This is a genomic window from Pseudomonas sp. H2_A10 (assembly GCF_054680085.1).
Window position 1 is genome coordinate 5,330,332 of record NZ_CP162821.1, and the last position, 25,810, is coordinate 5,356,141.

General features: G+C 60.8%; 21 protein-coding genes. 7 read left to right on the top strand and 14 right to left on the bottom strand.

What is annotated here, in order from left to right:
- Window positions 1-7 precede the first annotated feature (7 nt).
- Together nagZ and AB4O23_RS24755 are read right to left on the bottom strand one after the other, a co-directional pair.
- The gene (nagZ, locus tag AB4O23_RS24750; protein WP_017526650.1) at window positions 8-1,018 is read right to left on the bottom strand and encodes a beta-N-acetylhexosaminidase; all 1,011 of its coding nucleotides are present in this window, start codon (window positions 1,016-1,018) and stop codon (window positions 8-10) included.
- Window positions 1,019-1,163: 145 nt separating this feature from the next.
- On the bottom strand, window positions 1,164-1,871 hold the full coding sequence (locus tag AB4O23_RS24755; RefSeq protein ID WP_460150296.1) for a TetR/AcrR family transcriptional regulator: 708 nt from the start codon (window positions 1,869-1,871) through the stop codon (window positions 1,164-1,166).
- A 263-nt stretch (window positions 1,872-2,134) separates the two neighbouring features.
- Between AB4O23_RS24755 and lexA the strand changes: the two genes are divergently transcribed.
- Both lexA and sulA read left to right on the top strand, forming a co-directional pair.
- Entirely contained in the window at window positions 2,135-2,743 is a 609-nt protein-coding gene (gene lexA, locus AB4O23_RS24760; protein WP_003172575.1) for a transcriptional repressor LexA, read from the top strand.
- Window positions 2,744-2,753: 10 nt separating this feature from the next.
- The gene (sulA, locus tag AB4O23_RS24765) at window positions 2,754-3,227 is read left to right on the top strand and encodes an SOS-induced cell division inhibitor SulA (RefSeq protein WP_017526652.1); all 474 of its coding nucleotides are present in this window, start codon (window positions 2,754-2,756) and stop codon (window positions 3,225-3,227) included.
- A gap of 59 nt (window positions 3,228-3,286) precedes the next feature.
- On the opposite strand, the gene AB4O23_RS24770 is transcribed toward sulA, so the two are convergent.
- The 7 genes from AB4O23_RS24770 to AB4O23_RS24800 all read right to left on the bottom strand — a co-directional run bounded on the left by AB4O23_RS24770 (window position 3,287) and on the right by AB4O23_RS24800 (window position 11,754).
- On the bottom strand, window positions 3,287-3,520 hold the full coding sequence (locus tag AB4O23_RS24770; RefSeq protein WP_017526653.1) for a hypothetical protein: 234 nt from the start codon (window positions 3,518-3,520) through the stop codon (window positions 3,287-3,289).
- A gap of 118 nt (window positions 3,521-3,638) precedes the next feature.
- Complete coding sequence (locus AB4O23_RS24775; protein WP_017526654.1) at window positions 3,639-4,160, bottom strand: DUF6586 family protein; 522 nt, start codon at window positions 4,158-4,160, stop codon at window positions 3,639-3,641.
- A gap of 237 nt (window positions 4,161-4,397) precedes the next feature.
- Entirely contained in the window at window positions 4,398-7,019 is a 2,622-nt protein-coding gene (gene topA, locus AB4O23_RS24780) for a type I DNA topoisomerase (RefSeq protein ID WP_017526655.1), read from the bottom strand.
- A gap of 114 nt (window positions 7,020-7,133) precedes the next feature.
- On the bottom strand, window positions 7,134-7,370 hold the full coding sequence (locus tag AB4O23_RS24785; RefSeq protein WP_017526656.1) for a DUF1653 domain-containing protein: 237 nt from the start codon (window positions 7,368-7,370) through the stop codon (window positions 7,134-7,136).
- 97 nt (window positions 7,371-7,467) lie between these two features.
- Window positions 7,468-8,643 (bottom strand): acetyl-CoA C-acyltransferase FadA, encoded by a 1,176-nt coding sequence (gene fadA, locus AB4O23_RS24790; protein WP_460150298.1) that lies wholly within the window; start codon window positions 8,641-8,643, stop codon window positions 7,468-7,470.
- Window positions 8,644-8,672: 29 nt separating this feature from the next.
- Window positions 8,673-10,820 carry a fatty acid oxidation complex subunit alpha FadB gene (fadB, locus tag AB4O23_RS24795; RefSeq protein ID WP_017526657.1) on the bottom strand — a complete coding sequence of 716 codons (2,148 nt, stop codon included), beginning with the start codon at window positions 10,818-10,820 and terminating at the stop codon, window positions 8,673-8,675.
- A 496-nt stretch (window positions 10,821-11,316) separates the two neighbouring features.
- Window positions 11,317-11,754, bottom strand: coding sequence for a hypothetical protein (locus AB4O23_RS24800; RefSeq protein ID WP_068934941.1), 438 nt, complete (start codon window positions 11,752-11,754; stop codon window positions 11,317-11,319).
- A gap of 106 nt (window positions 11,755-11,860) precedes the next feature.
- Between AB4O23_RS24800 and AB4O23_RS24805 the strand changes: the two genes are divergently transcribed.
- On the top strand, window positions 11,861-12,301 hold the full coding sequence (locus tag AB4O23_RS24805; RefSeq protein ID WP_460061058.1) for a universal stress protein: 441 nt from the start codon (window positions 11,861-11,863) through the stop codon (window positions 12,299-12,301).
- Between the two features lie 117 nt (window positions 12,302-12,418).
- Here AB4O23_RS24805 and AB4O23_RS24810 read toward each other — a convergent pair whose 3' ends face one another.
- Complete coding sequence (locus tag AB4O23_RS24810; RefSeq protein ID WP_017526660.1) at window positions 12,419-14,338, bottom strand: ATP-binding cassette domain-containing protein; 1,920 nt, start codon at window positions 14,336-14,338, stop codon at window positions 12,419-12,421.
- A gap of 213 nt (window positions 14,339-14,551) precedes the next feature.
- Between AB4O23_RS24810 and AB4O23_RS24815 the strand changes: the two genes are divergently transcribed.
- The gene (locus AB4O23_RS24815; RefSeq protein ID WP_460150300.1) at window positions 14,552-16,480 is read left to right on the top strand and encodes a transglycosylase SLT domain-containing protein; all 1,929 of its coding nucleotides are present in this window, start codon (window positions 14,552-14,554) and stop codon (window positions 16,478-16,480) included.
- Window positions 16,481-16,547: 67 nt separating this feature from the next.
- Here the strand turns inward: AB4O23_RS24815 and AB4O23_RS24820 are convergent, their stop codons facing one another.
- Window positions 16,548-18,317, bottom strand: a complete 1,770-nt coding sequence (locus tag AB4O23_RS24820) for an ABC transporter transmembrane domain-containing protein (RefSeq protein ID WP_161979889.1) — start codon at window positions 18,315-18,317, stop codon at window positions 16,548-16,550.
- 236 nt (window positions 18,318-18,553) lie between these two features.
- Here AB4O23_RS24820 and AB4O23_RS24825 point away from each other — a divergent pair, with 236 nt between their 5' ends.
- A complete protein-coding gene (locus AB4O23_RS24825) occupies window positions 18,554-18,727 on the top strand; it encodes a PA1571 family protein (RefSeq protein ID WP_017526663.1) in 174 nt (57 codons plus the stop codon).
- A gap of 52 nt (window positions 18,728-18,779) precedes the next feature.
- Here AB4O23_RS24825 and pdxB read toward each other — a convergent pair whose 3' ends face one another.
- A complete protein-coding gene (pdxB, locus tag AB4O23_RS24830) occupies window positions 18,780-19,922 on the bottom strand; it encodes a 4-phosphoerythronate dehydrogenase PdxB (protein WP_135196702.1) in 1,143 nt (380 codons plus the stop codon).
- Between the two features lie 168 nt (window positions 19,923-20,090).
- Between pdxB and AB4O23_RS24835 the strand changes: the two genes are divergently transcribed.
- Window positions 20,091-21,485 (top strand): MATE family efflux transporter, encoded by a 1,395-nt coding sequence (locus AB4O23_RS24835; RefSeq protein WP_068934951.1) that lies wholly within the window; start codon window positions 20,091-20,093, stop codon window positions 21,483-21,485.
- On the opposite strand, the gene tusA is transcribed toward AB4O23_RS24835, so the two are convergent.
- A complete protein-coding gene (gene tusA, locus AB4O23_RS24840) occupies window positions 21,482-21,733 on the bottom strand; it encodes a sulfurtransferase TusA (RefSeq protein ID WP_065877054.1) in 252 nt (83 codons plus the stop codon). The two genes, AB4O23_RS24835 and tusA, sit on opposite strands and share 4 nt — an antisense overlap.
- A gap of 27 nt (window positions 21,734-21,760) precedes the next feature.
- Window positions 21,761-22,837, bottom strand: coding sequence for a 23S rRNA (cytidine(2498)-2'-O)-methyltransferase RlmM (gene rlmM, locus AB4O23_RS24845; protein WP_065877055.1), 1,077 nt, complete (start codon window positions 22,835-22,837; stop codon window positions 21,761-21,763).
- Window positions 22,838-23,033: 196 nt separating this feature from the next.
- Here rlmM and acnA point away from each other — a divergent pair, with 196 nt between their 5' ends.
- Window positions 23,034-25,775: an aconitate hydratase AcnA gene (gene acnA, locus AB4O23_RS24850; protein ID WP_460061069.1), complete on the top strand. Its 2,742-nt coding sequence runs from the start codon at window positions 23,034-23,036 to the stop codon at window positions 25,773-25,775.
- Window positions 25,776-25,810: the final 35 nt, after the last annotated feature.

The following is a 25,810-nucleotide window of genomic DNA, read 5'->3' on the forward strand; positions in this document are numbered from 1 at the left end:
TGCCCAATCATTCGATGAGTTGGGCGGCCCTCAGAGCAGTCAGCGCCGCCAACCAACGCGGATCCTGCTTGTAGTCCGGTGAAGCGATCCCCTGGCCGCGCATGCGCGCGATCCGTGCCGACGGCTTGACATTCATGCGCTGCGCTGCGGTGAGTGCCAGCTCGGCAGCCGCGCGATCATTGCACACCAACCCCATGTCGCAACCGGCGGTCAGCGCCGCTTCTATGCGACTGGCTGCGTCACCAACCACATGGGCACCGGCCATGGACAGATCATCGCTGAAAATCACCCCGTCAAATTGCAGCTCGCCACGCAGAATCTCCTGCAGCCAGCGGCGCGAAAAGCCGGCGGGCTGGGCGTCGACCTGCGGGTAGATCACATGCGCCGGCATCACCGCCGCCAGTTGCTTGCTCAAACGTGCGAAAGGTATCAGGTCATTCGCGCGAATCTGTTCCAGGCTGCGTTCGTCATTGGGAATGGCGACGTGGGAATCGGCCTCAGCCCAACCGTGGCCAGGGAAATGCTTGCCGGTAGCGGCCATACCCGCGCTGTTCATGCCACGAATAAACGCCCCGGCAAGCACGGCGGCGCGCTCGGGATCGCCCTCGAAAGAACGCGTGCCCACCACGGCGCTGCGCTGGTAGTCCAGGTCCAGCACCGGGGCGAAGCTCAGGTCCAGGCCGACGGCCAGCACTTCGGTGGCCATGACCCAGCCGCACTGTTCGGCCAGGTACTCAGCGTTGGGGTTGTCCGCCAACGCGCGCATGGCCGGCAGACGCACAAAGCCCTGGCGCAGGCGCTGTACCCGACCGCCCTCTTGGTCGACAGCCAGCAGCAGGTCCGGGCGCACCGCGCGAACCGCCGCACTCAGCTCCCGCACTTGGCGCGGGTGTTCGATATTGCGCGCAAAAATGATCACGCCACCCACTTCCGGCTGGCGCAACAGGTGGCGATCCTCGGCCGTCAGCCAGGTACCGGCAACGTCGACCATCAAAGAACCTTGCAGGGCAGCAGTCATAAACCTTCCTTAAATAACGCGCACAACCCGTTGCCCTCAAGCGGCGCAATAAGCACAGCGAGGTACAACGGGTTGCGAGTAAATAGCTGAAATCGGCATGGCGGCTAGCTTAGCGGATGCAAGCGGCCGCGCACACCCGGAGCGGTCAAACCTTGGCGGGAACCGGCACGGTTTTGCTGCGTGGGCGCAACTGTGCGGCGGCCATGGTCGGGTCGGTCACACCGGTTTCGGCGCGCATGCCGGCGGCGAGGAACGGCACCATCAGGCGCATCACCTGCTCGATGGACGTGTTGACGCCAAAATCGGTCTCGGCAATCGCGCGCAACGCCTTGATCCCGGACATGCTGAACGCGGCCGCACCGAGCATGAAGTGCACGCGCCAGAACAATTCGATCGGCGGAATACGCGGCGCGGCGTCGTTGACCAGCAGCATATAGCGACGGAACACCTTGCCGTACATGTCTTCCAAATAACGACGCAAGTGACCCTGGCTCTGGCTGAACGCCAAGCCCAACAAACGCATGAAGATCGACAGGTCATTGCCGCTGCGAGGCTGAACCACCAAGGCCTGCTCGACGAGGATTTCCAGCAGTTCTTCCAGGCTGGGCTTGTTGTCGGCCTTGGCTTGGCGGCGCTCCAGTTCGCGGTCGAGACTGGCGCAGAACGGGCCCAAAAAGCGCGAGAACACCGCCTGGATCAGGGCCTTTTTCGAGCCGAAATGGTAGTTCACTGCGGCAAGGTTGACCCCGGCTCTGCTGGTGATAAGCCGCAATGAAGTTTCGGCAAATCCTTTTTCCGCGAACAATTGCTCGGCAGCATCGAGAATGCGTTCAACGGTTTCCGACTGGGCCATGGCTACTCCGCCTGACAAACACTTGTTTGAAACATACGTTTCAGGGTGTGTCTTGTCAAGCCTGCAGGTTCGTTTTGCGGCCGGGCAGTCATCTATTTGAGCGCTATTTAATCACATCCTTTCAGGTCTGTAGGCAGCGCTATCTCAACGGCGTAGGACGGCGGACCAATGACCGTCCAGCGGAGTCATGTAAAAGGATGATTGCCAAGCGCAGTTCACTGTATATAATCCCAGTCACTGTATAAAAAGACAGAGCGATCAACATGCTAAAACTGACGCCACGCCAAGCTGAGATTCTGGCTTTTATCAAGCGCTGCCTCGATGACAACGGTTATCCGCCGACACGAGCCGAGATTGCGCTGGAACTGGGGTTCAAGTCCCCCAATGCCGCTGAAGAACACCTCAAGGCCCTCGCTCGCAAAGGTGCGATCGAAATGACCCCCGGTGCCTCGCGAGGTATTCGCATCCCTGGTTTCGAAGCCAAGGCCGACGAATCGACACTGCCGATCATTGGCCGCGTCGCCGCCGGTGCGCCGATCCTGGCGCAGCAGCACGTCGAGGAATCCTGCAACATCAACCCGACCTTCTTCCACCCGCGCGCCGACTATCTGTTGCGGGTACATGGCATGAGCATGAAGGACGTGGGTATCTTCGATGGCGACCTGCTGGCCGTTCACACCACCCGCGAGGCCCGCAATGGCCAGATCGTCGTAGCGCGTATCGGTGATGAAGTCACGGTCAAACGCTTCAAGCGTGAAGGCAGCAAGGTCTGGCTGCTGGCCGAGAACCCTGAATTCGCCCCGATTGAAGTGAATCTGAAAGACCAGGACCTGGTGATCGAAGGCCTGAGCGTCGGCGTTATTCGCCGCTAAAGGAGGCATCATGCAGCTCGTGCACACCCCACAACACACGCAACTGTCGCTGTTCGAAGCCTTTATGGCCCAACCCCTTGTGCCTACTCTCAAGGAAACAGTCGAGGCGCCCTGGAGCGCCGAACCTGAGGCGTTCAGTGAACTGTCGTTGCGCGGCGCTGCCGGAAGCTGCCTGAGCCTGCTGGCACCGATACTGCGTGAGTTGAGCGAAGAGCAGGATGCCCGCTGGCTAACGTTGATCGCCCCGCCCGCCAGCCTCACCCAGGCCTGGCTGCGGGATGCCGGCCTGAACCGCGAGCGCATCCTGCTACTGCAACCACGCGGTACGCAAAGCGCCCAGCAGTTGACTTGTGAAGCGCTGCGCCTGGGGCGTAGCCACACGGTGGTGAGCTGGTTGAACCCGTTGAACGCGACGGCCAAACAGCAGTTGATCAGTGCTGCGCGCACAGGGGATGCGCAGAGTTTGAATATTCGATTGGGATAAAATCACAGGCTTGGCCTGTAGTGATCGGGCTCGCCACTAAAGCCCGTTCACCACGAGACTCAGTGAAGAATCCGCGGTCCGTCGTCTTTTTCCGGTTCGCCTTCCGCCAACCGACCGGCCATCTGCACACCCACGCTCAACATGGCTTTTGCCACTTCCACGTGCTGGCCTTGCAGAAACACTTTGGCGTCTTCGGAAAAATCCAGAGTAACCAGAGAACCTTCGTCCTCGGCCCGGCGCAGTTCGATTCGACCGTCAGGCAGTTCAACAATTTCCAGAAAGGACGTCGGCATAAAAGTCTGTTCTCCACGAAAGGCCGGGATTATATCAGTCATACACCCAGCCTCGCTGAGGATCTGAACAGGTTTCTTTACAGCTTGATGAACGGTGCTTTTTGAGTCCGAGCCGCTATTAGCACTCGTTAAGACCTTCACGAAAGCGCAGTGCCATCTTCTTCAGCTCTTGCCGCCAACCTTCCAGCTCCGCCCGACTCAGTGGCTGGGGCTCCTCCTCGTCCAAGGCTACCGCTACGATCAGCGGTTGAGTGACGTCACCCTTAGGCACATGGGGAACACGCGGCGGCTGGAACATATCAGCATGGGCCTTGAGCAAACGCGCCACCCAGCTGTCGGGGCTCTGAGCCATCTCTACCAGCTCGGCCAATTCGGGGATGGCCATGGACTCCAGCACTTCATGGTTCATGATCATTTCCGCACGAGGCGAACCGGCCTGGGGCAAACGGTAGAACCCTGCGATCTCATGGCACAGCCCGAGCAAGGCGCCGTACAAGTGGAACAACGCCGCCTCGCGCCCTGCCTGGACCAGCGCGATAGCATTCATCTCCTTGCCTTCCTCCGCACGGCCAAGGGCCTCCAGAGACAAACCCGCGAAGTAAATTTTCTGATTGGTACGGGTATAGAGTTCGTTGGCCATACGGCAATCTCCACAACGAATGAGGCAGGATGCTGGCTGAACAGTGTCACGGATCAGCCGAGCCCACTGCAAGTGCCATGAACGGCCGCTTACGTGAGAAGAAACTTCACTTACAGAACCACGCAGATGCAAAAGGGGCTTGCTCCCGATAGCGGTATACCAGTCGACGTGTATATAGACTGATGCACCGCTATCGGGAGCAAGCCCCCACACTCAAGCGTCGGCGTCTCCGGCGGATCAAGCGCCCTGGCGCTTGTCCTCGACTTTCCACTTGCCACCGTCGTAGAACGCTTTCCAGCCGGTAGGCTTACCGTCCACTTCGGTCTGCACGTACTGCTCCTTGGTTTTACGGCTGTAGCGGATCACGGCTGGACGACCATCCGGATCCTTCTTCGGCGCTTCACACAGGAAGTGGTACTTCGGATCGATCTCATCCTTGTGCGGCACGATCTCCAACACCAGCGGTGCACGGGTCTCGCGGTTTTTCGGGAACTGGCTGGCAGCCAGGAACAACCCCGAGGCACCGTCACGCAGGATGTAGGTGTCGTTGACCTTCTCGCACTTGAGTTCAGGCATCTTCACCGGGTCCATCTTCGGCGGCGCTGCGTCACCGCTTTTGAGCAGTTTGCGGGTGTTCTTGCAGGTCGGGTTGGTGCAGCCGAAGAACTTGCCGAAACGGCCGGTCTTGAGCTGCATCTCGCTGCCGCACTTGTCGCATTCCAGGCTCGGACCTTCGTAGCCCTTGATGCGATAAGTGCCCTCTTCAATCTCGTAGCCGTTGCAATCCGGGTTGTTACCGCAGATATGCAACTTGTGCTTCTCGTCGAGCAGGTAGGCATCCATCGCCGTGCTGCAGATCGGGCAACGGTGCTTGCCACGCAATACCAGCGACTCGGATTCACCTTCGTCATCGGCAGCGATTTCATCACCCGGCACCAGGTTGACCGTGGCCTTGCAGCGCTCTTTTGGCGGCAGGCTGTAGCCCGAGCAACCGAGGAACACACCGGTGGATGCGGTACGAATCTGCATCGGGCGGCCGCAGGTCTGGCACGGGATGTCGGTCATCACCGGCTGGTTGGCACGCATGCCGCTGTCAGGGCTTTCGGCCACTTCGAGTTTCTTTTTGAAGTCGCCGTAGAACTCGTCCAGCACGTTTTTCCAGTCACGCTCGCCCTGGGCCACGTCATCGAGGTTCTCTTCCATGCCGGCGGTGAAGCCGTAGTCCATCAGGTTGGAGAAACTCTCGGACAGACGCTCGGTGACGATGTCACCCATCTTTTCCGAATAGAACCGACGGTTGTGCAGCGCCACGTAGCCACGGTCCTGGATGGTGGAAATGATGGCCGCGTAGGTCGAAGGACGACCGATACCGCGTTTTTCCATTTCCTTGACCAGGCTGGCTTCCGAGTAACGAGCCGGCGGCTTGGTGAAGTGCTGCGACGGATCGAGCTTGATCAGCTTCAACGTGTCGCCCTGGGCCATGTCCGGTAGCACATCGTCATCGCCCGGTTTGGCGATTTGCGGCATCACACGGGTATAGCCGTCGAACTTGAGGATACGGCCCTTGGCACGCAGCTCGAAGTCGCCGGCGCCCACGCTCACGGTGGTGGACAGGTATTGCGCCGGCAGCATCTGGCAAGCCAGGAACTGGCGCCAGATCAGCTCATAGAGGCGCTCAGCATCACGCTCCATGCCGCTCAGCTTGGCCGGCGTGGTGTTGGCGTCGGAAGGACGAATCGCTTCGTGAGCCTCCTGGGCGCCTTCCTTGCTGCTGTAGACGTTTGGCTTCTCCGGCAGGTACTTCTTGCCGAATTCGCTTTCAATATAGGTGCGCGCCATCGCCACCGCGTCTTGCGACAGGTTGGTGGAGTCGGTACGCATGTACGTGATGTAGCCGGCTTCGTACAGACGCTGGGCCATCATCATGGTTTTCTTCACACCGAAGCCCAGGCGGTTACTCGCGGCCTGTTGCAGGGTGGAGGTGATGAACGGCGCCGACGGCTTGCTGCTGGTCGGTTTGTCTTCACGCTTGACGATGCTGTAACTGGATGCCTTGAGCTTTTCCAGCGCGGCCATGGCCTGGGCTTCGTTCAGCGGCTTGAAGGCCTCGCCTTTCTCGCGGGCCACTTCAAAGCGCACGTTGGCGCCCTTGGCGGTGCCGAGGTCAGCGTGGACTTCCCAGTACTCTTCGGGGTTGAACGCACGAATCTCACGTTCGCGCTCCACCACCAGCTTGACTGCTACCGATTGCACACGACCGGCGGACAGGCCACGAGCGATCTTGGCCCACAACAGCGGCGAGACCATGTAGCCCACGACGCGGTCGAGAAAACGTCGCGCCTGCTGGGCGTTGACGCGGTCGATATCCAACTCGCCCGGCTTGGAGAAGGCTTCCTGGATGGCTTTTTTGGTGATTTCGTTAAACACCACGCGTTTATAGCGGCTGTCATCCCCGCCAATGGCTTCGCGCAGGTGCCAGGCAATGGCTTCCCCTTCGCGGTCCAAGTCCGTTGCGAGATAGATGGTGTCGGCATCTTTGGCGAGCCGGCGCAGCTCTTCGATGACCTTTTCCTTGCCCGGAAGGATTTCGTACTTGGCCTTCCAGCCATGATCCGGGTCCACACCCATGCGCGAGACCAGTTGCTTGCGCGCTTTCTCTTTTGGCGTGAGTACCGGACCTTCACCCGCAGCCGCCTTGCCGCGCTTGGCGGCAGGCTCCTTGCTGGCGCTAGCCGAACCGCTGGTGGGCAGGTCTCGGATATGGCCGATACTCGACTTCACCACGTACTCGTTGCCCAAGTACTTGTTGATGGTCTTGGCCTTAGCCGGGGATTCCACAATGACCAGCGATTTGCCCATGGATCGGAAAATTCCTGAATTCGAGAAGTGAAAGGCAGTTGGCGCCTGACGCGGCAACGCTATATATAGTGGCAACCGGGTGAGGTCAAGCGCAGCATTCTGCGCGACCTGCCGTTATTGCCCTGAAAAAACACTGGGTTCGGCCTGGACCAAAGCAAAGCGCGGGACCTGCTCGCCGTCAACTTCGACGGACTCCAGGAACATGCTCAAGGGGCGCACCCAAAAGCCGTAATCACCATACAGAGCTTGGTAGAACACCACTTCCTCTTCGGTTTCGGAGTGCCGCGCCACACTGAAAACACGGTACTGCGGCCCCTTATAATGTTGGTAGAGCCCTGGTTCGACTTTCATGCTCCGGCCCTCTTACAAAATTTGTTTAAAAAAAAATACAAAACTGCCCAAAAACAAAAACCGGGGCACTGGGCCCCGGCTTCCGTCAACCCAACGCTCAGACGCGTTCGAAGACGGTGGAAATGCCTTGGTCGAGGCCAATGCACATGGTAGCTACCCCGAGGTTGCCGCCATTCTGCTTCATCACATTGAGCAAAGTGCCAGAAATCCGCGCACCAGAGCAACCGAATGGGTGGCCCAGGGCGATCGCACCGCCGTGCAGGTTAACCTTCTCGTTCATCTTGTCGAGTACTTTCAAATCTTTCAGCACCGGCAGGGCCTGTGCGGCAAAAGCTTCGTTGAGCTCGAAGAAGTCGATATCGGAGATGGAAAGGCCCGCACGCTTCAAGGCTTTTTGCGTGGCCGGTACAGGACCATAACCCATGATCGCAGGGTCCACCCCCGCCACCGCCATCGAGCGGATCACCGCCAGCGGCTGTATACCCAGGTCCTGGGCACGCTGCGCCGACATCACGATCATGCACGAAGCGCCGTCGGTGATTTGCGACGAAGTACCGGCAGTCACGGTGCCGCCCTTTGGATTGAAGGCAGGTTTAAGTGCCGCCAGGCTTTCCAGGGTGGTGTCCGGACGAATGGTTTCGTCATAGTCAAACAGTTTCAGGAAACCGTTTTCGTCGTAGCCGTTCATCGGGATGATTTCATCCTTGAACTTGCCTTCCACGGTGGCCTTGTGGGCGAGCTGGTGAGAGCGCACGCCGAACGCGTCCTGGGCTTCGCGGGTAATGCCATGCATTTTGCCGAGCATTTCCGCGGTCAGGCCCATCATGCCCGAGGCTTTTGCCGCGTACAGCGACATGTGCGGGTTAGGGTCGACGCCGTGCATCATGCTGACGTGGCCCATGTGCTCCACGCCGCCGACCACGAACACATCACCATTGCCGGTCATGATCGCCTGGGCGGCAGTGTGCAACGCGCTCATCGACGAACCGCACAGGCGGCTCACGGTCTGACCCGCCGCAGTGTGCGGGATCTGAGTCATCAAGGAAGCCATGCGCGCAATGTTCCAGCCCTGCTCCAGGGTCTGGTTGACGCAACCCCAGATCACGTCCTCGACTTCATTCGGGTCGACCTTGACGTTGCGTTCCAGCAGTTTGCTGATCAAGTGCGCCGACATGTCTTCGGCACGGGTGTTGCGGTGCATGCCGCCCTTGGAGCGGCCCATCGGTGTGCGACCGAAGTCGACAATCACCACGTCTCTTGGATTCAAGCTCATAAATATTCTCGCTCTAGTCGTTTGGGCGCTTAACCGAAGAAGCTCTGGCCGTTCTTGGCCATTTCACGCAGCTTCGCGGTCGGGTGGTACAGCGGGCCCAAATCAGCGTATTGATCAGCCAGGGCAACGAATTCAGCCACACCGATCGAGTCGATGTAACGCAGCGCACCGCCACGGAATGGAGGGAAACCAATACCGTACACCAGGCCCATATCGGCTTCGGCGGCGGTCTCGACGATACCGTCTTCCAGGCAACGCACGGTTTCCAGGCACAGCGCGATCATCATCCAGTTGATGATGTCCTCGTCGGACACCTCACGCTGCTCATAGATAACCGGCGCCAGTACTTCGTGCACCGACGGGTCAGCAACTTTCTTCTGCTTGCCCTTCTTGTCGGCCTCGTAGGCGTAGAACCCCTTGCCGTTCTTCTGGCCCAGGCGCTTGGCGTCGTAAAGTGCGTCGACAGCCGAGCGACGGTCGTCCTTCATGCGGTCCGGGAAACCTTCAGCCATCACGTCACGACCGTGATGACCGGTGTCGATGCCGACCACGTCCATCAGGTACGCCGGGCCCATTGGCCAGCCGAATTTTTCCATGACCTTGTCGATACGCACAAAGTCCACGCCAGCACTGACCAGCTTGGCGAAACCGCCGAAGTACGGGAACAGTACGCGGTTGACCAGAAAGCCCGGGCAGTCGTTGACCACGATCGGGTTCTTGCCCATTTTCTTGGCGTAGGCAACGGTAGTGGCAACGGCCAGCTCGCTGGACTTCTCGCCACGGATCACTTCCACCAGCGGCATCATGTGCACCGGGTTGAAGAAGTGCATGCCGACGAAGTTTTCCGGACGCTTGAGAGCCTTGGCCAGCAGCGAGATGGAAATGGTCGAGGTGTTGGAGGCCAGGATGGTGTCGTCTTTGACCTGGGCTTCCACTTCAGCCAGCACGGCCTGCTTGACCTTCGGGTTCTCGACAACCGCTTCGACCACCAGGTCGACATGACCGAAATCGCCGTAGGACAGCGTAGGACGAATACCGTTAAGCACTTCGGCCATTTTCGCAGCAGTCATGCGACCTTTATCAACGCGGCCCACCAGCAGTTTGGCGGCTTCCGCCAGGCCCTGCTCGATGCCGTGCTCGTTGATGTCCTTCATCAGGATCGGCGTGCCTTTGGACGCCGACTGATAGGCGATACCGCCGCCCATGATCCCGGCGCCGAGCACGGCGGCCTGTTTCACGTCTTTGGCGATTTCGTCGTAGGCCTTGGCTTTTTTCTTCAGTTCCTGATCGTTCAGGAACAGGCCGATCAGGCTTTGGGCAGCCGAGGTTTTCGCCAGTTTGACGAAGCCTGCCGCTTCTACTTCCAGGGCTTTGTCGCGACCGAAGTTCGCGGCTTTCTGGATGGTCTTGATCGCTTCAACCGGCGCCGGGTAGTTCGGGCCGGCCTGGCCAGCCACGAAACCTTTGGCGGTCTCGAACGACATCATTTGTTCGATGGCGTTGAGCTTGAGTTTTTCCAGCTTCGGCTGACGCTTGGCCTTATAGTCAAATTCGCCGCTGATGGCACCCTTGATCAGGTTAAGCGCGGCTTCGGCCAGTTTGTCCGGGGCAACCACAGCGTCGACGGCACCGACTTTCAGCGCGTCTTCCGCTTTGTTTTCCTTGCCGGCGGCAATCCACTCGATCGCGTTGTCCGCGCCAATCAGGCGTGGCAGGCGCACGGTGCCGCCAAAACCTGGGTAGATGCCCAGCTTGACTTCAGGCAGGCCGATTTTGGCAGTGGCCGCCATGACGCGAAAATCCGCCGCCAGGCACATTTCGAGGCCGCCGCCCAGTGCGATGCCATTGATGGCGGCAACGGTCGGCACATTGAGGTCTTCGAAATCGCTGAAAATCTTGTTGGCTTCGAGGTTGCCAGCCACCAGCTCGGCATCGGGCAGCTTGAAGTTGTCGACGAATTCGGTGATGTCAGCGCCGACGATGAACACGTCCTTGCCGCTGGAAACGATCACACCCTTGACCGAAGCATCTGCTTTGATGGCGTCTACGGCCTGACGCAGTTCGTTCAGGGTTAGACGATTGAATTTGTTGACGGACTCACCCTTGAGGTCGAATTTCAATTCGACGATGCCACTTTCAAGAGCCTTAACCGTGATGGCTTTACCTTCGTAAATCATCAACTGATCTCCACGATATGGAAGCTGAACAGTACACATTGGACGCTGGCCTCTGGTTTGACACTGACAGTTGCATCAATGCTCACGCCAATCCGCCAGGCACACCCGCCAATGCGATAGTCGGGATTCTGTATGAACGGTCTGACAGACAAACGCTCAATTCATACGCCCGTTTGATTTGGGTACGCCACCTTCATCCAATTCAGGGCAATTGTCAATCGCCCGAAAGGCTAGGAAAAAGGCGACTTTCCAGTCATTTTCAGAACCTCGCCCCAGGCGCGCGCCTCGCCAATATCTAACTATTCACGAAATCAATAATTCAAAAATTTTACGAAAGACTGTACAGAACGCGATATGCCGCTAGGCTTGCGGCAACCGTACCGCGCGCGGATCAACATCCGACGCGCCAAACCCTGATTTACCGGCCTGCCTGGCCAACTCCAGCCCGATGATGATGTCGGGCTTTTTATTGCCTGCTTATTTTAACCAAGTGCTATCAAGCCAATGCCTTGAGCAGTGCATCGATGGCCAGCAAGTCACTTGCCTCACCCTTCTCGCCCCAATACAGGGCGATCATTTGTTTGTCGGCGTCGACTTTGTAGACGTTGGCCGGCAACGTCGCAAAATGCGGCAACAACCTTTCATCCACACACACTTCGCGCCACTGATTGACCCACACACCTGGCTCCAACTGCCAATAACTCCAGATCGCCGGCGTACCGCCGCGCCGTGGCCGGCAGTACTGCGCGCACGGGCTTGGCGGCTCATGCTTGAGCCAGTGGGGCCACTCCTGAGGCGCCAGTTGCATGGCCAGGCCAATGCGGCGCGCCTCCATGCGCAAGGCCATGCGCCCGCTCTGATGGCGCGAAGGGCGCAGCCATGCCAGAGGGCTCAAAACCACGACAAGGATTGACACCACTATCCAGACCGTCATATGTGTACTCCCGATTTTTCTGATGAGCGGATTTGACCTGACGCAAGCCGATCCGCTTGAAAGCAGCCATACTGAATTTATTGCAGTCCCCCTGGAGGAACGCCTCATGCCCTACGAACATATTCTGGTCGCTGTCGACCTGACCGAAGAGTGCGATCCAGTGATCAAGCGCGCACAGGAATCTGCATTGGCCAATGGCGCCATACTGTCGCTGGTGCATATCGTCGAGCCCATGGCCATGGCCTTTGGCGGTGACGTGCCGATGGACCTTTCCCAGTTGCAGCAACAACAATTCGACCAGGTCAAGGAGCGCCTGGACCGTTTGATTCTCAAATACCCGCACCTGAAAAAGGAAGACTGCCACCTGACATACGGCCAACCGCGCCAGGAAATCCATCACTTGGCCAAGGAAAAGGCTTGCGACTTGATCGTGGTGGGTAGCCATGGTCGTCACGGTTTGGCGTTGTTGCTGGGTTCTACTGCCAATGATGTACTGCACGGCGCGCCGTGCGATGTGTTGGCCGTCAAACTGGTCAAAGACAAGTAAGACCGATGAAGATCCAACGTGGGAGGGGGCTTCCTCCCACATTTGAACTGCATTTCATATAAAAAAGCCCGACGCTCAATCAAACGAGCGCCGGGCTTTTTATCAGACCGCCATCACTCAGCCATCCAACTCAGCCCAACGCTCCACCAACACTTCCAGCTCCTGGTTCAGCGTCTCCAGGGAAGCGATGACCTTGGCGGTTTCCGCCGCAGGGCGCTGGTAGAAACCCGCGTCAGCCATTTCTGCTTCTACGGCGGCGATCTGCTGTTCCTTGGCGTCGATATCGCCCGGCAAGGCTTCCAGTTCGCGCTGCAGCTTATAGCTGAGCTTCTTCTTATTGGCCGTCGGCGCTGCCTCCGGAACCGGCGCAGCTGCCACAGGGGCGACCACGGCCGACGTCAGGTCGGCTTTGCCCGACTTACTTTCAGTCACGCCCAGCAAACGCGGCGAGCCACCCTGGCGCAGCCAGTCCTGGTAACCACCGACGTACTCGCGCACCTTGCCTTCACCTTCGAAGACCAGCGTGCTGGTAACCACGTTATCGAGGAATGCCCGGTCGTGACTGACCATCAGCACGGTACCGTTGAAGGTCAACAGCACTTCTTCCAGCAGTTCGAGGGTTTCCACATCGAGGTCGTTGGTCGGTTCGTCGAGCACCAGCAGGTTTGCCGGTTTGCTGAACAGCTTGGCCAGCAGCAAACGCGCACGCTCGCCACCGGACAAGGCCTTGACCGGCGTACGTGCACGCTGCGGGCTGAACAGGAAGTCGCCCAGGTAACTCAACACGTGGCGGCTCTGGCCGTCGATATCGATGAAGTCGCGACCCTCGGCCACGTTATCGATCACGGTTTTTTCCAGGTCCAGTTGATGACGCAACTGGTCGAAGTAGGCCACGTCGATGCGCGTACCTTCCTCCACGGTGCCGCTGGTCGGTTGCAAGCCACTGAGCATCAACTTGAGCAAGGTGGTCTTGCCGGTACCGTTGGCGCCCAACAGGCCGATACGGTCGCCGCGCTGCAGGACCATGGAGAAGTCCTTGATCAGGAACGGGCCGTCCGGGTGGTGGAAGCTGACGTTCTCCAGCACCATCACCTGCTTGCCCGACTTGTCGGCGGTATCCAGCTGGATATTGGCCTTGCCGGTGCGCTCGCGACGTTCGCTGCGCTCAACGCGCAAGGCTTTCAGCGCACGTACGCGGCCTTCGTTACGGGTGCGGCGGGCCTTGATGCCCTGGCGGATCCAGACTTCTTCCTGGGCCAGTTTCTTGTCGAACAGCGCGTTGGCGGTTTCTTCGGCGGCCAGCGCGGCTTCCTTGTGTACCAGGAAGCTGGCGTAGTCGCCGTTCCAGTCGATCAGGCCGCCGCGGTCCAGTTCAAGGATGCGCGTGGCCAGGTTCTGCAGGAAGGAACGGTCGTGCGTGATGAACAGCACGGCGCCCTGGAAATCCTTGAGGGCTTCTTCCAGCCAGGCGATGGCCCCGATGTCCAGGTGGTTGGTCGGTTCGTCGAGCAGCAGCAGGTCCGGCTCGGACACCAGCGCCTGGGCCAGCAGCACGCGACGACGCCAGCCGCCGGACAATTGGGCGAGGGTCTTGTCGGCCGGCAATTGCAGGCGGCTCAGGGTGCTGTCGACCAGTTGCTGCAGGCGCCAGCCGTCACGGGCCTCGAGGTCCTGCTGAACATGCATCAGCTTGTCCAGGTCTTCTTCGGTGACGCAGTTCTGCGCCAGGTGGTGGTATTGCGCGAGCAACTCGCCCACGCCGTCCAGGCCTTCGGCAACCACGTCGAACACTGTCCGTCCGTCGGCCACCGGTAATTCCTGGGGCAATTCGCCAATCTTGAGGCCCGGCGCGCGCCACACAGAACCGTCATCGGGCTTCTGGTCGCCTTTTACCAGCTTCATCATGCTGGACTTGCCGGTGCCGTTGCGGCCGATGATGCACACCCGCTCACCACGGGCGATCTGCCAGGACACCTTGTCCAACAACGGCATAGCGCCGAAAGCAAGGGACACATCGCTGAATTTGAGCAGGGTCATACGCTTCTCCAAAAACTGGGCGCGCATTCTACCTGAGTTGAGGGTGGGATGCGGCCCGCATTTTCTCTGTCGACACGTTCTGTAGGACATTTCCGATGAACTTGAATGAACCGCCCGGCAAAGCTTTCGCCGGTCGCTGGCAAAAGGCTAAGCTAGGGGCAATCAGTGTCGGCGGTGCCGGTGCTAGTCGTGATTTCTCTGCACGGACGTCTCATGCGCAGTCGCCTTTTCAACTTTTTATCTTGTCTGCTTCTTTCCGCCACCGCCGTTCAATCCGCCCAGGCCGTGGACCTCACCACCCAACGTCAATATTACGATGAAGCCAAACGCGCCCTCGCCAAGGGCGACAGCGGCCCGTACATGCAATACAGCCAGGCCCTGGCCGACTACCCGCTGACCCCCTACCTGGCCTACGACGAACTGACCGCCCGCCTGAAAACCGCGAGCAACCCGGAAATCGAACAGTTCCTTGCCAAAAATGGCGACCTACCCCAGGCCAACTGGATGAAACTGCGCTGGTTGCGCTGGCTGGCGGAACGGGGCGACTGGCAGACCTTTGAAAAGTACTACGACTCCAAGCTCAATTTCGTCGAACTGGACTGCCTGCACGGCCAATACCAACTCACCCACAACCTGAAGGCCGAAGGCTACAAGACCGCTGAAAAGCTGTGGATGACCGGTAAATCCCAGCCTGCCGCCTGCGATGCCACCTTCGGCCAATGGGCGGCGGACGGCCAGCTCACCGAACAGAAGATCTGGGACCGCGCCAAGCTCGCCGCCGAAGCGCGCAACTACGCGCTGGCCAATAGCCTGGTGAAAACCTTGCCCACCCTGGGTGCCCAAGGCCGCCTGATGGTGGACGTGGCGCAGAAGCCCGACATGCTCAGCGACCCATCGCGCTTCCTGCCGGCCACCGAGGCGATGTCGGATGCCGTCGGCCTGGGCTTGCGCCGCCTGGCACGCCAGGACCCGGACAAGGCCATGGCCCTGCTCGACGGCTACGCCAGCAGCATGCACTTCTCCCGTGACGAAAAAGTGTCGATCGCCCGCGAAATCGGCCTGACCCTGGCCAAACGCTTCGACCCGCGCGCCCTTGACGTGATGACCAAGTACGACCCGGAACTGCGCGACAACACCGTCTCCGAATGGCGCCTGCGCCTGCTGCTGCGCCTGGCCCGCTGGGAAGATGCCTACCAGTTGACCCGCAAACTCCCACAAGACCTCGCCACCACCAACCGCTGGCGCTACTGGCAGGCCCGCAGCCTGGAACTGGCCGAACCGAAAAACCCGCAAGCCCTGGTGCTGTACAAGAACCTGTCACGCGAGCGGGACTTCTACGGTTTCCTCGCCGCGGACCGCTCCAAGGCCCCTTACCAGTTGAACAACAAGCCACTGGTGATGAGCCAGGCGCTGATCAACAAAGTGCGCAATACCCCTGGCGTACGCCGCGCCCTGGAGTTTTACGCGCGTGGCCAGGTGGTCGATGGCCGCCGCGAGTGGTACCACGTCAGCCGCCACTTCAACCGTGACGAAATGGTCGCCCAGGCCAAGCTGGCCTATGACATGAAGTGGTATTTCCCGGCCATCCGCACCATCAGCCAGGCGCAATACTGGGACGACTTGGACATCCGCTTCCCAATGACCCACCGCGATACCCTGGTGCGCGAAGCCAAAGTCCGTGGCCTGCATTCAAGCTGGGTGTTTGCTATCACCCGCCAGGAAAGCGCCTTCATGGACGACGCCCGCTCCGGCGTCGGCGCCAGCGGGCTGATGCAACTGATGCCCGGCACCGCCAAGGACACCGCACGCAAGTTCAGCATCCCGCTGGCCTCCCCGGCCCAAGTGCTGGACCCGGATAAAAACATCCAGCTCGGCGCTGCCTACCTGAGCCAGGTGCACAGCCAGTTCAACGGCAACCGCGTGCTCGCCTCCGCCGCCTACAATGCCGGCCCCGGCCGCGTGCGCCAGTGGCTGCGCGGTGCGGACCACCTGAGTTTCGACGTGTGGGTGGAAAGCATTCCATTCGACGAAACCCGCCAGTATGTGCAGAACGTGCTGTCTTATTCGGTGATCTACGGGCAGAAGCTCAACTCGCCACAGCCGTTGGTGGATTGGCATGAGCGGTACTTTGACGACCAGTAAGGCACCCTTGGCAGAACGAAACCCCTCCCACATTTGGTTATTTGTAATGTCTGAACTGTGAGGCTCGTTAGCGCTCGCCACCACTGAACTGCAACGCCGCCAACCGCGCATACAGCGGATTGCTCGCGATCAACTGCTGATGCGTGCCCACCGCCACCAGCTTGCCCTGGTCCATCACGGCAATCCGGTCTGCATTTTTCACGGTGGCCAGGCGATGGGCGATGACCAGGGTGGTACGTCCCTGCATCAATTGCGGCAGGGCTTGTTGGATCAAGTGCTCACTCTGTGCATCCAGGGCGCTGGTGGCTTCGTCCAGCAGCAGGATCGGCGCATCCACCAGCAAGGCGCGGGCGATGGCCAGGCGTTGGCGCTGGCCGCCGGAAAGGCCCATGCCGCCATCGCCCAGATGGGTCTGGTAACCGTTAGGCATTTGCAGGATGAAATCGTGGGCGTGGGCGATGCGCGCGGCGGCTTCCACCTGCTCGCGGGTGGCGCCTGGGTTGCCGTAGCGGATGTTTTCTTCGACGCTGCCAAAAAACAACGCCGGGCTCTGCGACACCAGGGCGAAGTGGCGGCGCAGGTCCATGGGGTCGAGTGCGGTCAGCGGCTGGCCTTCGAGCAGGATGCGCCCCTGCTGGGGGTCGTAGAAGCGCAGCAGCAGGTCGAAGATCGTCGATTTGCCGGCGCCGGACGGGCCGACCAGCGCCAGGGTTTCGCCGGGGTTGATGGTCAGGCTCAGGCCATCGACGGCGTAACTGTCAGGCCTTGAAGGGTAGGAAAACCGCAGGTCCTGCAATTCCATGCGGCCGCTGACCCGCTGCGGCAATTTCACGGCGGCGGTGGCGGGTGCCTGGATGTCGTTGCTGGACTGCAGCAGTTCACCGATGCGCTCGGCTGCGCCGGCCGCGCGCTGCAACTCGCCCAGCACTTCACTCAACGTACCGACGGCGCTGCCGACGATCAGGCTGTAGAACACAAACGCCGCCAGCTCGCCGCCGGAAATGCGCCCGCTGATCACGTCCATACCGCCCACCCACAGCATCACACCCACGGCGCCGAGCACCAGCATGATCACCAATGTGATCAGCCAGGCGCGTTGCGCAATGCGCTTGCGCGCGGTGGCGAACGCCTCTTCCACCGTCACGGCAAAGCGCTGCTCGTCCTGCACTTGGTGGTTATAGGCTTGCACGGTCTTGATCTGGCCGAGGGTTTCGGCCACGTAGCTGCCCACATCGGCAATACGGTCCTGGCTCAGGCGCGACAGGCTGCGCACACGCCGGCCGAAAATCAGAATCGGCGCCAGCACCAGCGGCAGCGCCACCACCACGATGCTGGTGAGCTTGGGGTTGGTCACAAACAACAGCACAATGCCGCCGATCACCATCAAGGCATTGCGCAAGAACAGGGACAGCGATGAGCCGATCACCGATTGCAGCAACGTGGTGTCGGTGGTCAACCGCGACTGGATTTCCGAGCTGCGGTTGTTCTCGTAGAAACCGGGGTGCAGGTAGATCAGGTGGTTGAACACCTGGCGCCGAATGTCCGCCACCACCCGCTCGCCGATCCAAGACACCAGGTAAAACCGCGCAAAGGTGCCCACCGCCAGGCCCAGCACCAGCACCATGAACAGGCCGATAGATTGGTTGAGCAAGTGCGGCGACTGGGTCATGAACCCTTGGTCCACCAGCAGGCGAATGCCTTGGCCCATGGACAAGGTGATGCCGGCGGTGACGATCAGCGCCAGCAAGGCACCCAGCGCCTGCCAGCGGTAGGGCGCGATAAAGCGGCTGGCCAGGCGAATCGCGCGGCGTTGACGGGTAGAGAACATAGAAGGCATCACCGATGAGGAACCTACCCCTCAACATTGGGGGAACTCTGGCAAATAACAATGAGTCAGGTTAATTATGCCAACCGATGCGGGCCGCTAGAGGCTATTGGTCTAATGCCTGGCTGGCAATTGGCCGCCGTTTCTGGTGGACTGAGCGTTCGAACCGCCGACCCGCCAAGGAGTTGTAACAGCGTGGTCACGCGAGGGTTTTAGAGTAGGTACACAACCTGATGAGGAGACAGGCCATGACCTTGCAACACAGCAGCGATGCCAAAATTGAAGTCATCCGCCAACCGCAGCAACTGCCTTGCTCGTACATCGACGCCAAGGGCCGCGAAGTGCAGATTACCGAAGAAATGATCCAGCAAGCCTGCAGCGAGCTGGAACAGCGCCTGGTCAAACCTGCCCAGCAAGGCTGAAGCGCCCACGCTCTTTCAGACCCGGCCTAGATGGCCGGGTTTTTTATGCGCGTCAGATCAGTTCAGCGCCCAAGGCCGAGACGATCTGCGACAGCGCGGCGGATTCGCCGTTGATCCGCACCTTCAACCCCTCGATCTCACGGCGTGCGGGGTAGTGCTTGCGCAGCAGGTCAAACGCCGTGCGCTGTTCTTGCACTGTTCCTACAAGGCTGCGACGAAAATCCGCATCGTCGCGGCGCGGGTCGTAGACACTGCGGCACAAGGTCGCCAACGCCCACGCCGGGTCGGTTGCCGCATTCAAGTGCACCTCGGCCAGCCACAGGGGCGGCAGCAGGTCATTCAGTAGAATGCCTGGCGCCTGGCCCAGGTGCGCGCAGAACGCCTGATAAATCTGCGCCGTGCCGCGCTGCCGGCCTTCAAGGCTGTAACCGGCGATATGCGGCGTGGCCAACACGCACAGGTCGGCGAGGTCGACGTCCACCTCGGGCTCGCCCTCCCACACGTCCAGCACCGCTTGCAGGTCTTCGCGTTCCAGCAACACCTCGCGCAGCGCGGCGTTGTCCACCACCGCGCCACGGCTGGCGTTGATCAGCCAGGTGCCGGGCTTGAGCTGTTCAAGGCGTTGGCGATCAAGCAAATGCCAGGTGGCGCCGTTACCGGACTTGATCAGCGGCGTGTGCAGGCTGATCACATCGCACTGTTCGATGACCTGCGCCAGGCTCACATACTCGCCACCTTCGGCGCTCTGCCGTGGCGGGTCACACACCAGCACATTCCAGCCCAGGCCCTTGAGCACCTTGACCAGGCGCCCGCCCACTTCACCGGCACCGACGATGCCATAGGTGCGCGTGGCGAGGTCGGCGCCTTCGATCTCGGCCAGGGTCTGCAGGCTGCCCAGCACGTAGTCCACCACCCCACGGGCATTGCAGCCAGGGGCACTGGCCCACTGGATACCGGCCTGCTTGAAGTAGTCCAGGTCCAAGTGGTCGGTGCCGATGGTGCAAGTTCCCACAAAGCGCACCTTGGAACCCTCCAGCAGCGCACGGTTGACGTTGGTCACCGAACGCACCAGCAACACATCGGCCTGCTCGACGCTGGCGCGATCCATGGAGCGGCCGGGTACCCGGCGAATCTCGCCAAACCCTTGGAAAAATGCATCGAGTAGCGGGATATTTTCGTCGGCAACAATCAGCATGGCAGGCTCCTTTGGCGGACCGGCAGTGTACAGGCTTGCGAAGATCCAATGTGGGAGGGGCACTGATCTTGGGAGTGCTTACAAATCGCTAACACAGGTTTTTTCCTGACCGTTGCGTCAAAGCGTAGAATCCGCCGTCCTTGCGCCCCTTCTATCGGACACCTGTACGTGAACACTGCCATCGCCCCACTCACCCGCCCCGCCCGCATCCGCCGGGAAGTGCGCGACCTGCTGACACTCGCCCTGCCGATCATGATCGGCCAACTGGCCACCACCGCCATGAGTTTCGTCGACGCGGTGATGGCCGGGCGGGTCAGCCCTCAGGATCTGGCGGCGGTGGGCCTGGGCAACTCGATCTGGATCCCGGTGTACCTGCTGATGACGGGCACCCTGCTGGCCACCACGCCGAAAGTCGCCCAGCGCTACGGCGCAGGTCACTTTAGTGAAATCGGCCCGCTGGTACGTCAGTCATTGTGGTTGGCGGTGGTCGTGGGGGCCATCGGCGCCTTGCTGCTGCTGTGTGCCGAACCGATCCTGCAGGCGATGAAGGTCGAAGCCGACCTGATCGAACCGTCCATGGGCTATCTGCATGGCATTGCGGCCGGCATGCCGGCGGTGGCGCTGTATTACGTGCTGCGCTGCTTCAGCGACGGCCTGGGCCGCACCCGGCCCAGCATGGTGATGGGGCTGGTCGGCCTGGCGCTGAATATTCCACTGAACTACATCTTCATCTACGGCCACTTTGGCGTGCCGGCCATGGGCGGCGTGGGCTGCGGCTGGGCCACGGCCATTGCGATGTGGGTGATGATGCTCGGCATGGCCGTCTGGACGCGCTGGGGAGCGGCGTACCAGAGCAGCGAATTGTTCAAACGCTTCGACTGGCCGCAATGGGCGGTGATCAAACGCGTATTGGGGATTGGCCTGCCGATTGGCGTGGCGATCTTTGCCGAATCGAGCATCTTTGCCGTGATCGCCCTGCTGCTCGGCAGCCTGGGCGCCACGGTGGTGTCGGGGCATCAGATCGCGCTGAACGTCAGTTCGCTGGTGTTCATGATCCCCTACTCCCTGAGCATGGCGGTCACCGTGCGCGTCGGCCAGGCCCTGGGGCGTGGCGAGGCGCGTGAAGCTCGCTTCGCCGCTGGGGTCGGCATGGGCACCGCGCTGGCGTATGCCTGCCTGTCGTGCAGCCTGATGTTGGTGTTTCGCGAGCAGATCGCGGCCATCTATACGCCGGACCCGATAGTGATCCACCTGGCGTCGACGCTGATCGTGTTTTCCGCGTTGTTTCAGTTCTCGGACTCGATCCAGGTCACCGCCGCCGGCGCCTTGCGCGGCTACCAGGACACTCGGGTGACCATGGTGCTGACCTTGTTTGCCTATTGGGGCGTGGGGCTGCCGGTGGGCTATGCCCTGGGGCTGACCGATTGGCTCGGCGAACCCAGCGGCCCGAGCGGGTTATGGCAGGGGCTGATCGTGGGCCTGAGTTGCGCGGCGGGGATGCTGCTGGTGCGCCTGGCGCGCAGCGCACGCCGGCGCATCCGGGCCGACAAGGCGCGGGGTTAATCGGCCTTCTTGCGGATCCAATACAGGTAGGTACCGGCCTGTTCCTGCTGACCCACCAACTCGTGGTCAAGGAACACGCAGAACTTGGGGATATCGCGACGGGTCGACGGGTCGGTCGCGATCACCTTGAGCAAACCGCCAGCCGGCAGGTCGCGGATGTGCTGGTGCAGCATCATCACCGGCTCCGGGCAATTGAGGCCCGTTGCGTCGAGGGTGCCATCAACGGCGGTGTTGAAAATATCGCTCATTGTCTACTCCTGAAACCGGCGCTCAGTTCAGCGGGCCTTGGTTTTCTTCACATCCACCAGCCGACGCAGGTGGCACGTCACTTCCTCGCGGTCGTGGTACAGCTGCTTGCAGCCGATTTCCACGCGAATGCCGCGCGCCTTGAAGCCGTCTTCGATGCGCTCCAGCAGGCGCTTCACTTCGGCATAACGCTGTTTCATCGGCAACTTCAGGTTCACCACCGCTTCGCGACAATGCCCCTCGCCGATCCAGGTTTCCAGCAGCGCGGCGTTGCGCGCGGGTTTCTCGACGATGTCACACACCATCCAGTCCACCGGTTGCTTGGGCACGAAGGTAAAGCCGTCGGCCATCAGGTGTTGTACCAGGCCGGTGTCCATCAGGCTTTCAGCCATGGGGCCGTTGTCGATGGCCGTCACCAGCATGCCACGGTTGACCAATTGCCACGTCCAGCCGCCCGGTGCGGCACCGAGGTCGACGCCGGTCATGTCGCCATGCAAGCGCTCGTCCCACTGGTCGCGGGGGATAAAGTGGTGCCAGGCCTCTTCCAGCTTGAGCGTCGAGCGGCTCGGCGCTTCACGCGGAAACTTCAGGCGGGGAATGCCCATCGGCCACATCGCCGAGTTGTTCGACTCGGCCAGGCCCATGAACACTTCGCGGCCACTCTTGAACGTCAGCAACAGGCGCGGCTTGCTCGGGTCTTCCACCAGCTTGCCGGCATTCAACAAGGCTTTGCGCAGGTGCACTTCGAACTTTTTGCAGAAATTCGACAGCTCCTTGCCATCGTTGGTGTCGACCATCTCCAGCCACAGGCTGCCGCAGACTGGGAAGCTTTGCAGGTGGGTGAGGATGACGCTGATGCGGTCGGTTTCCGGCAGGTCGATGAACACCCCGCGCGCCCACTGCCGGGGGAAGATCAGCTCGGCAAAACGTTGGCCGTGCATCAGGCGCTGGGCGCCGTCCTCTTCGGTGCAGACGAATTCGGCGCAGGCGCTGCCAGTCTTGGCCTTGGCGTAGCCGGACACGTTCAAGCGCGCGGCGTGTTCCGCGATCTCGGAACAGACTTCGCCTTCAAACCCCGGGCGGCAGTGCATAAAAAGGGTGTTCATTGCATCTCCTGGTGAATCAACCGGCGTTGCGCTATCGCCATGCCTGTCATGAAAACGCGCGCATGATAGCCGAGTTCGGAACCTTGGACTCAGCGATAGAGTCCAGTTATTAGCCTGCTAATCAAAACAGAGCTAGTTTTAAAGCTCTGTTCGTCCCGTCAGGTCCGTAGCCGTGCGGACCATAAGGAGTTGCGTCATGTCATCGCTTGATAGCCTGAGAACCCTTAAGACCCTGCAAATAGACAGCAAAACCTACCACTACTTCAGCCTGCCCGAAGCCGCCAAGAGCCTGGGCGACCTGGACCAGTTGCCAATGTCGCTCAAGGTGCTGCTGGAAAACCTGCTGCGCTGGGAAGACAACAAGACCGTCACCGGCGCCGACCTCAAGGCCATTGCCGCCTGGCTCAAAGAGCGCCAGTCCGACCGCGAGATCCAATACCGCCCCGCCCGCGTGCTGATGCAAGACTTCACCGGCGTGCCCGCCGTGGTCGACCTGGCCGCCATGCGCGCCGCCGTGGCCAAGGCCGGGGGCGACCCGCAGCGCATCAACCCGCTGTCGCCGGTGGACCTGGTGATCGACCACTCGGTGATGGTCGACAAGTTCGGCAACGCCGACGCCTTCGAGCAAAACGTCGACATCGAAATGCAGCGCAACGGCGAACGCTACGCCTTCCTGCGCTGGGGCCAGAGCGCCTTTGACAACTTCAGCGTGGTGCCGCCCGGCACCGGTATCTGCCATCAGGTCAACCTCGAATATCTGGGCCGCACCGTCTGGACCAAAGACGAAGACGGCCGCACCTATGCCTTCCCCGACACCCTGGTAGGCACCGACTCGCACACCACCATGATCAACGGCCTCGGCGTACTCGGCTGGGGCGTCGGCGGTATCGAGGCGGAAGCGGCGATGCTCGGCCAGCCGGTGTCGATGCTGATCCCGGAAGTGATCGGCTTCAAGCTCACCGGCAAATTGAAAGAAGGCATCACCGCCACCGACCTGGTGCTGACCGTGACCCAGATGCTGCGTAAAAAGGGCGTGGTGGGTAAATTCGTCGAGTTCTACGGTGACGGCCTGGCCGACCTGCCCCTGGCGGATCGCGCGACCATCGCCAACATGGCTCCGGAATACGGCGCCACGTGCGGTTTCTTCCCGGTGGATGAGGTCACTCTCGACTATCTGCGCCTGTCCGGCCGCCCGGCCGAAACCGTGAAACTGGTGGAGGCCTACACCAAGGCTCAGGGCCTGTGGCGCCATGCCGGTCAGGAACCCGTCTTCACCGACAGCCTGGCCCTGGACATGGGCAGCGTCGAAGCCAGCCTGGCCGGGCCGAAACGCCCGCAAGACCGCGTGGCCCTGCCCCATGTCGGCCAGGCCTTCAGTGACTTTCTCGACCTGCAATTCAAACCCACCAGCAAGGAAGAAGGCCGCCTGGAAAGCGAAGGCGGCGGCGGTGTGGCCGTAGGCAATGCCGACCTGGTGGGCGAAGCCGATTATGAATATGAAGGCAGCACCTATCGCCTGAAAAACGGCGCGGTGGTGATTGCCGCAATTACGTCGTGCACCAACACTTCCAACCCCAGCGTGATGATGGCCGCCGGGCTGGTCGCCAAAAAAGCCGTGGAAAAAGGCCTGGCCCGCAAACCCTGGGTCAAAAGCTCCCTGGCGCCCGGTTCCAAAGTGGTCACCGACTACTACAAGGCCGCCGGGCTCACGCAATACCTGGACGCCCTCGGCTTCGATCTGGTGGGCTACGGCTGCACCACCTGTATCGGCAACTCCGGCCCGTTGCCCGAACCGATCGAAAAAGCCATCCAGAAAGCCGACCTCAGCGTCGCCTCGGTGCTGTCCGGCAACCGCAACTTCGAAGGCCGCGTGCACCCCCTGGTAAAAACCAACTGGCTGGCCTCGCCGCCGCTGGTGGTCGCTTATGCCCTGGCCGGCACCGTGCGCATCGATATCAGCAGCGAGCCGCTGGGTAACGATAAAAACGGCAAACCGGTGTACCTCAAGGACATCTGGCCAAGCAGCCAGGAGATCGCCGACGCCGTGGCGCAGGTCAGCACCGGCATGTTCCACAAGGAATATGCCGAGGTATTTGCCGGCGACGCGCAGTGGCAGGCCATTGAAGTTCCGCAGGCCGCAACCTACGTATGGCAGCCGGATTCCACTTACATTCAGCACCCGCCGTTCTTCGACAACATCGCCGGCCCGTTGCCGGTGATCGCGGACGTCAAAGGCGCCAACGTGCTGGCCCTGCTGGGGGACTCGGTCACCACCGACCATATCTCGCCCGCCGGCAACATCAAGACCGACAGCCCCGCCGGCCGCTACCTGCGCGAGCAAGGCGTGGAACCGCGTGACTTCAACTCCTACGGCTCACGCCGGGGCAACCATGAAGTGATGATGCGGGGCACCTTCGCCAATATCCGTATTCGTAACGAAATGCTCGGCGGCGAGGAAGGCGGCAACACGCTGTATATCCCCACCGGCGAGAAAATGCCGATCTACGACGCTTCGATGAAATACCAGGCCTCGGGCACGCCGCTGGTGGTGATCGCCGGGCAAGAATACGGCACTGGCTCAAGCCGCGACTGGGCGGCCAAGGGTACCAACCTGCTGGGGGTCAAGGCGGTGATTGCCGAAAGCTTCGAGCGCATTCACCGCTCCAACCTGGTGGGCATGGGGGTGCTGCCGTTGCAGTTCAAGCTGGACCAGAACCGCAAGACACTCAAGCTGACCGGCAAAGAGAAGATCGACATCCTCGGCCTGACGGACGTGGAGATCGTGCCGCGCATGAACCTGACGCTGGTGGTTACGCGGGAGGATGGCAGCAGCGAGAAGGTCGAGGTGCTGTGCCGGATCGACACGCTCAATGAAGTGGAGTACTTCAAGTCAGGCGGGATTTTGCACTACGTGCTGCGCCAGTTGATCGCCTCTTGAAGAACGACGCAAACCAATGTGGGAGGGGGCTTGCC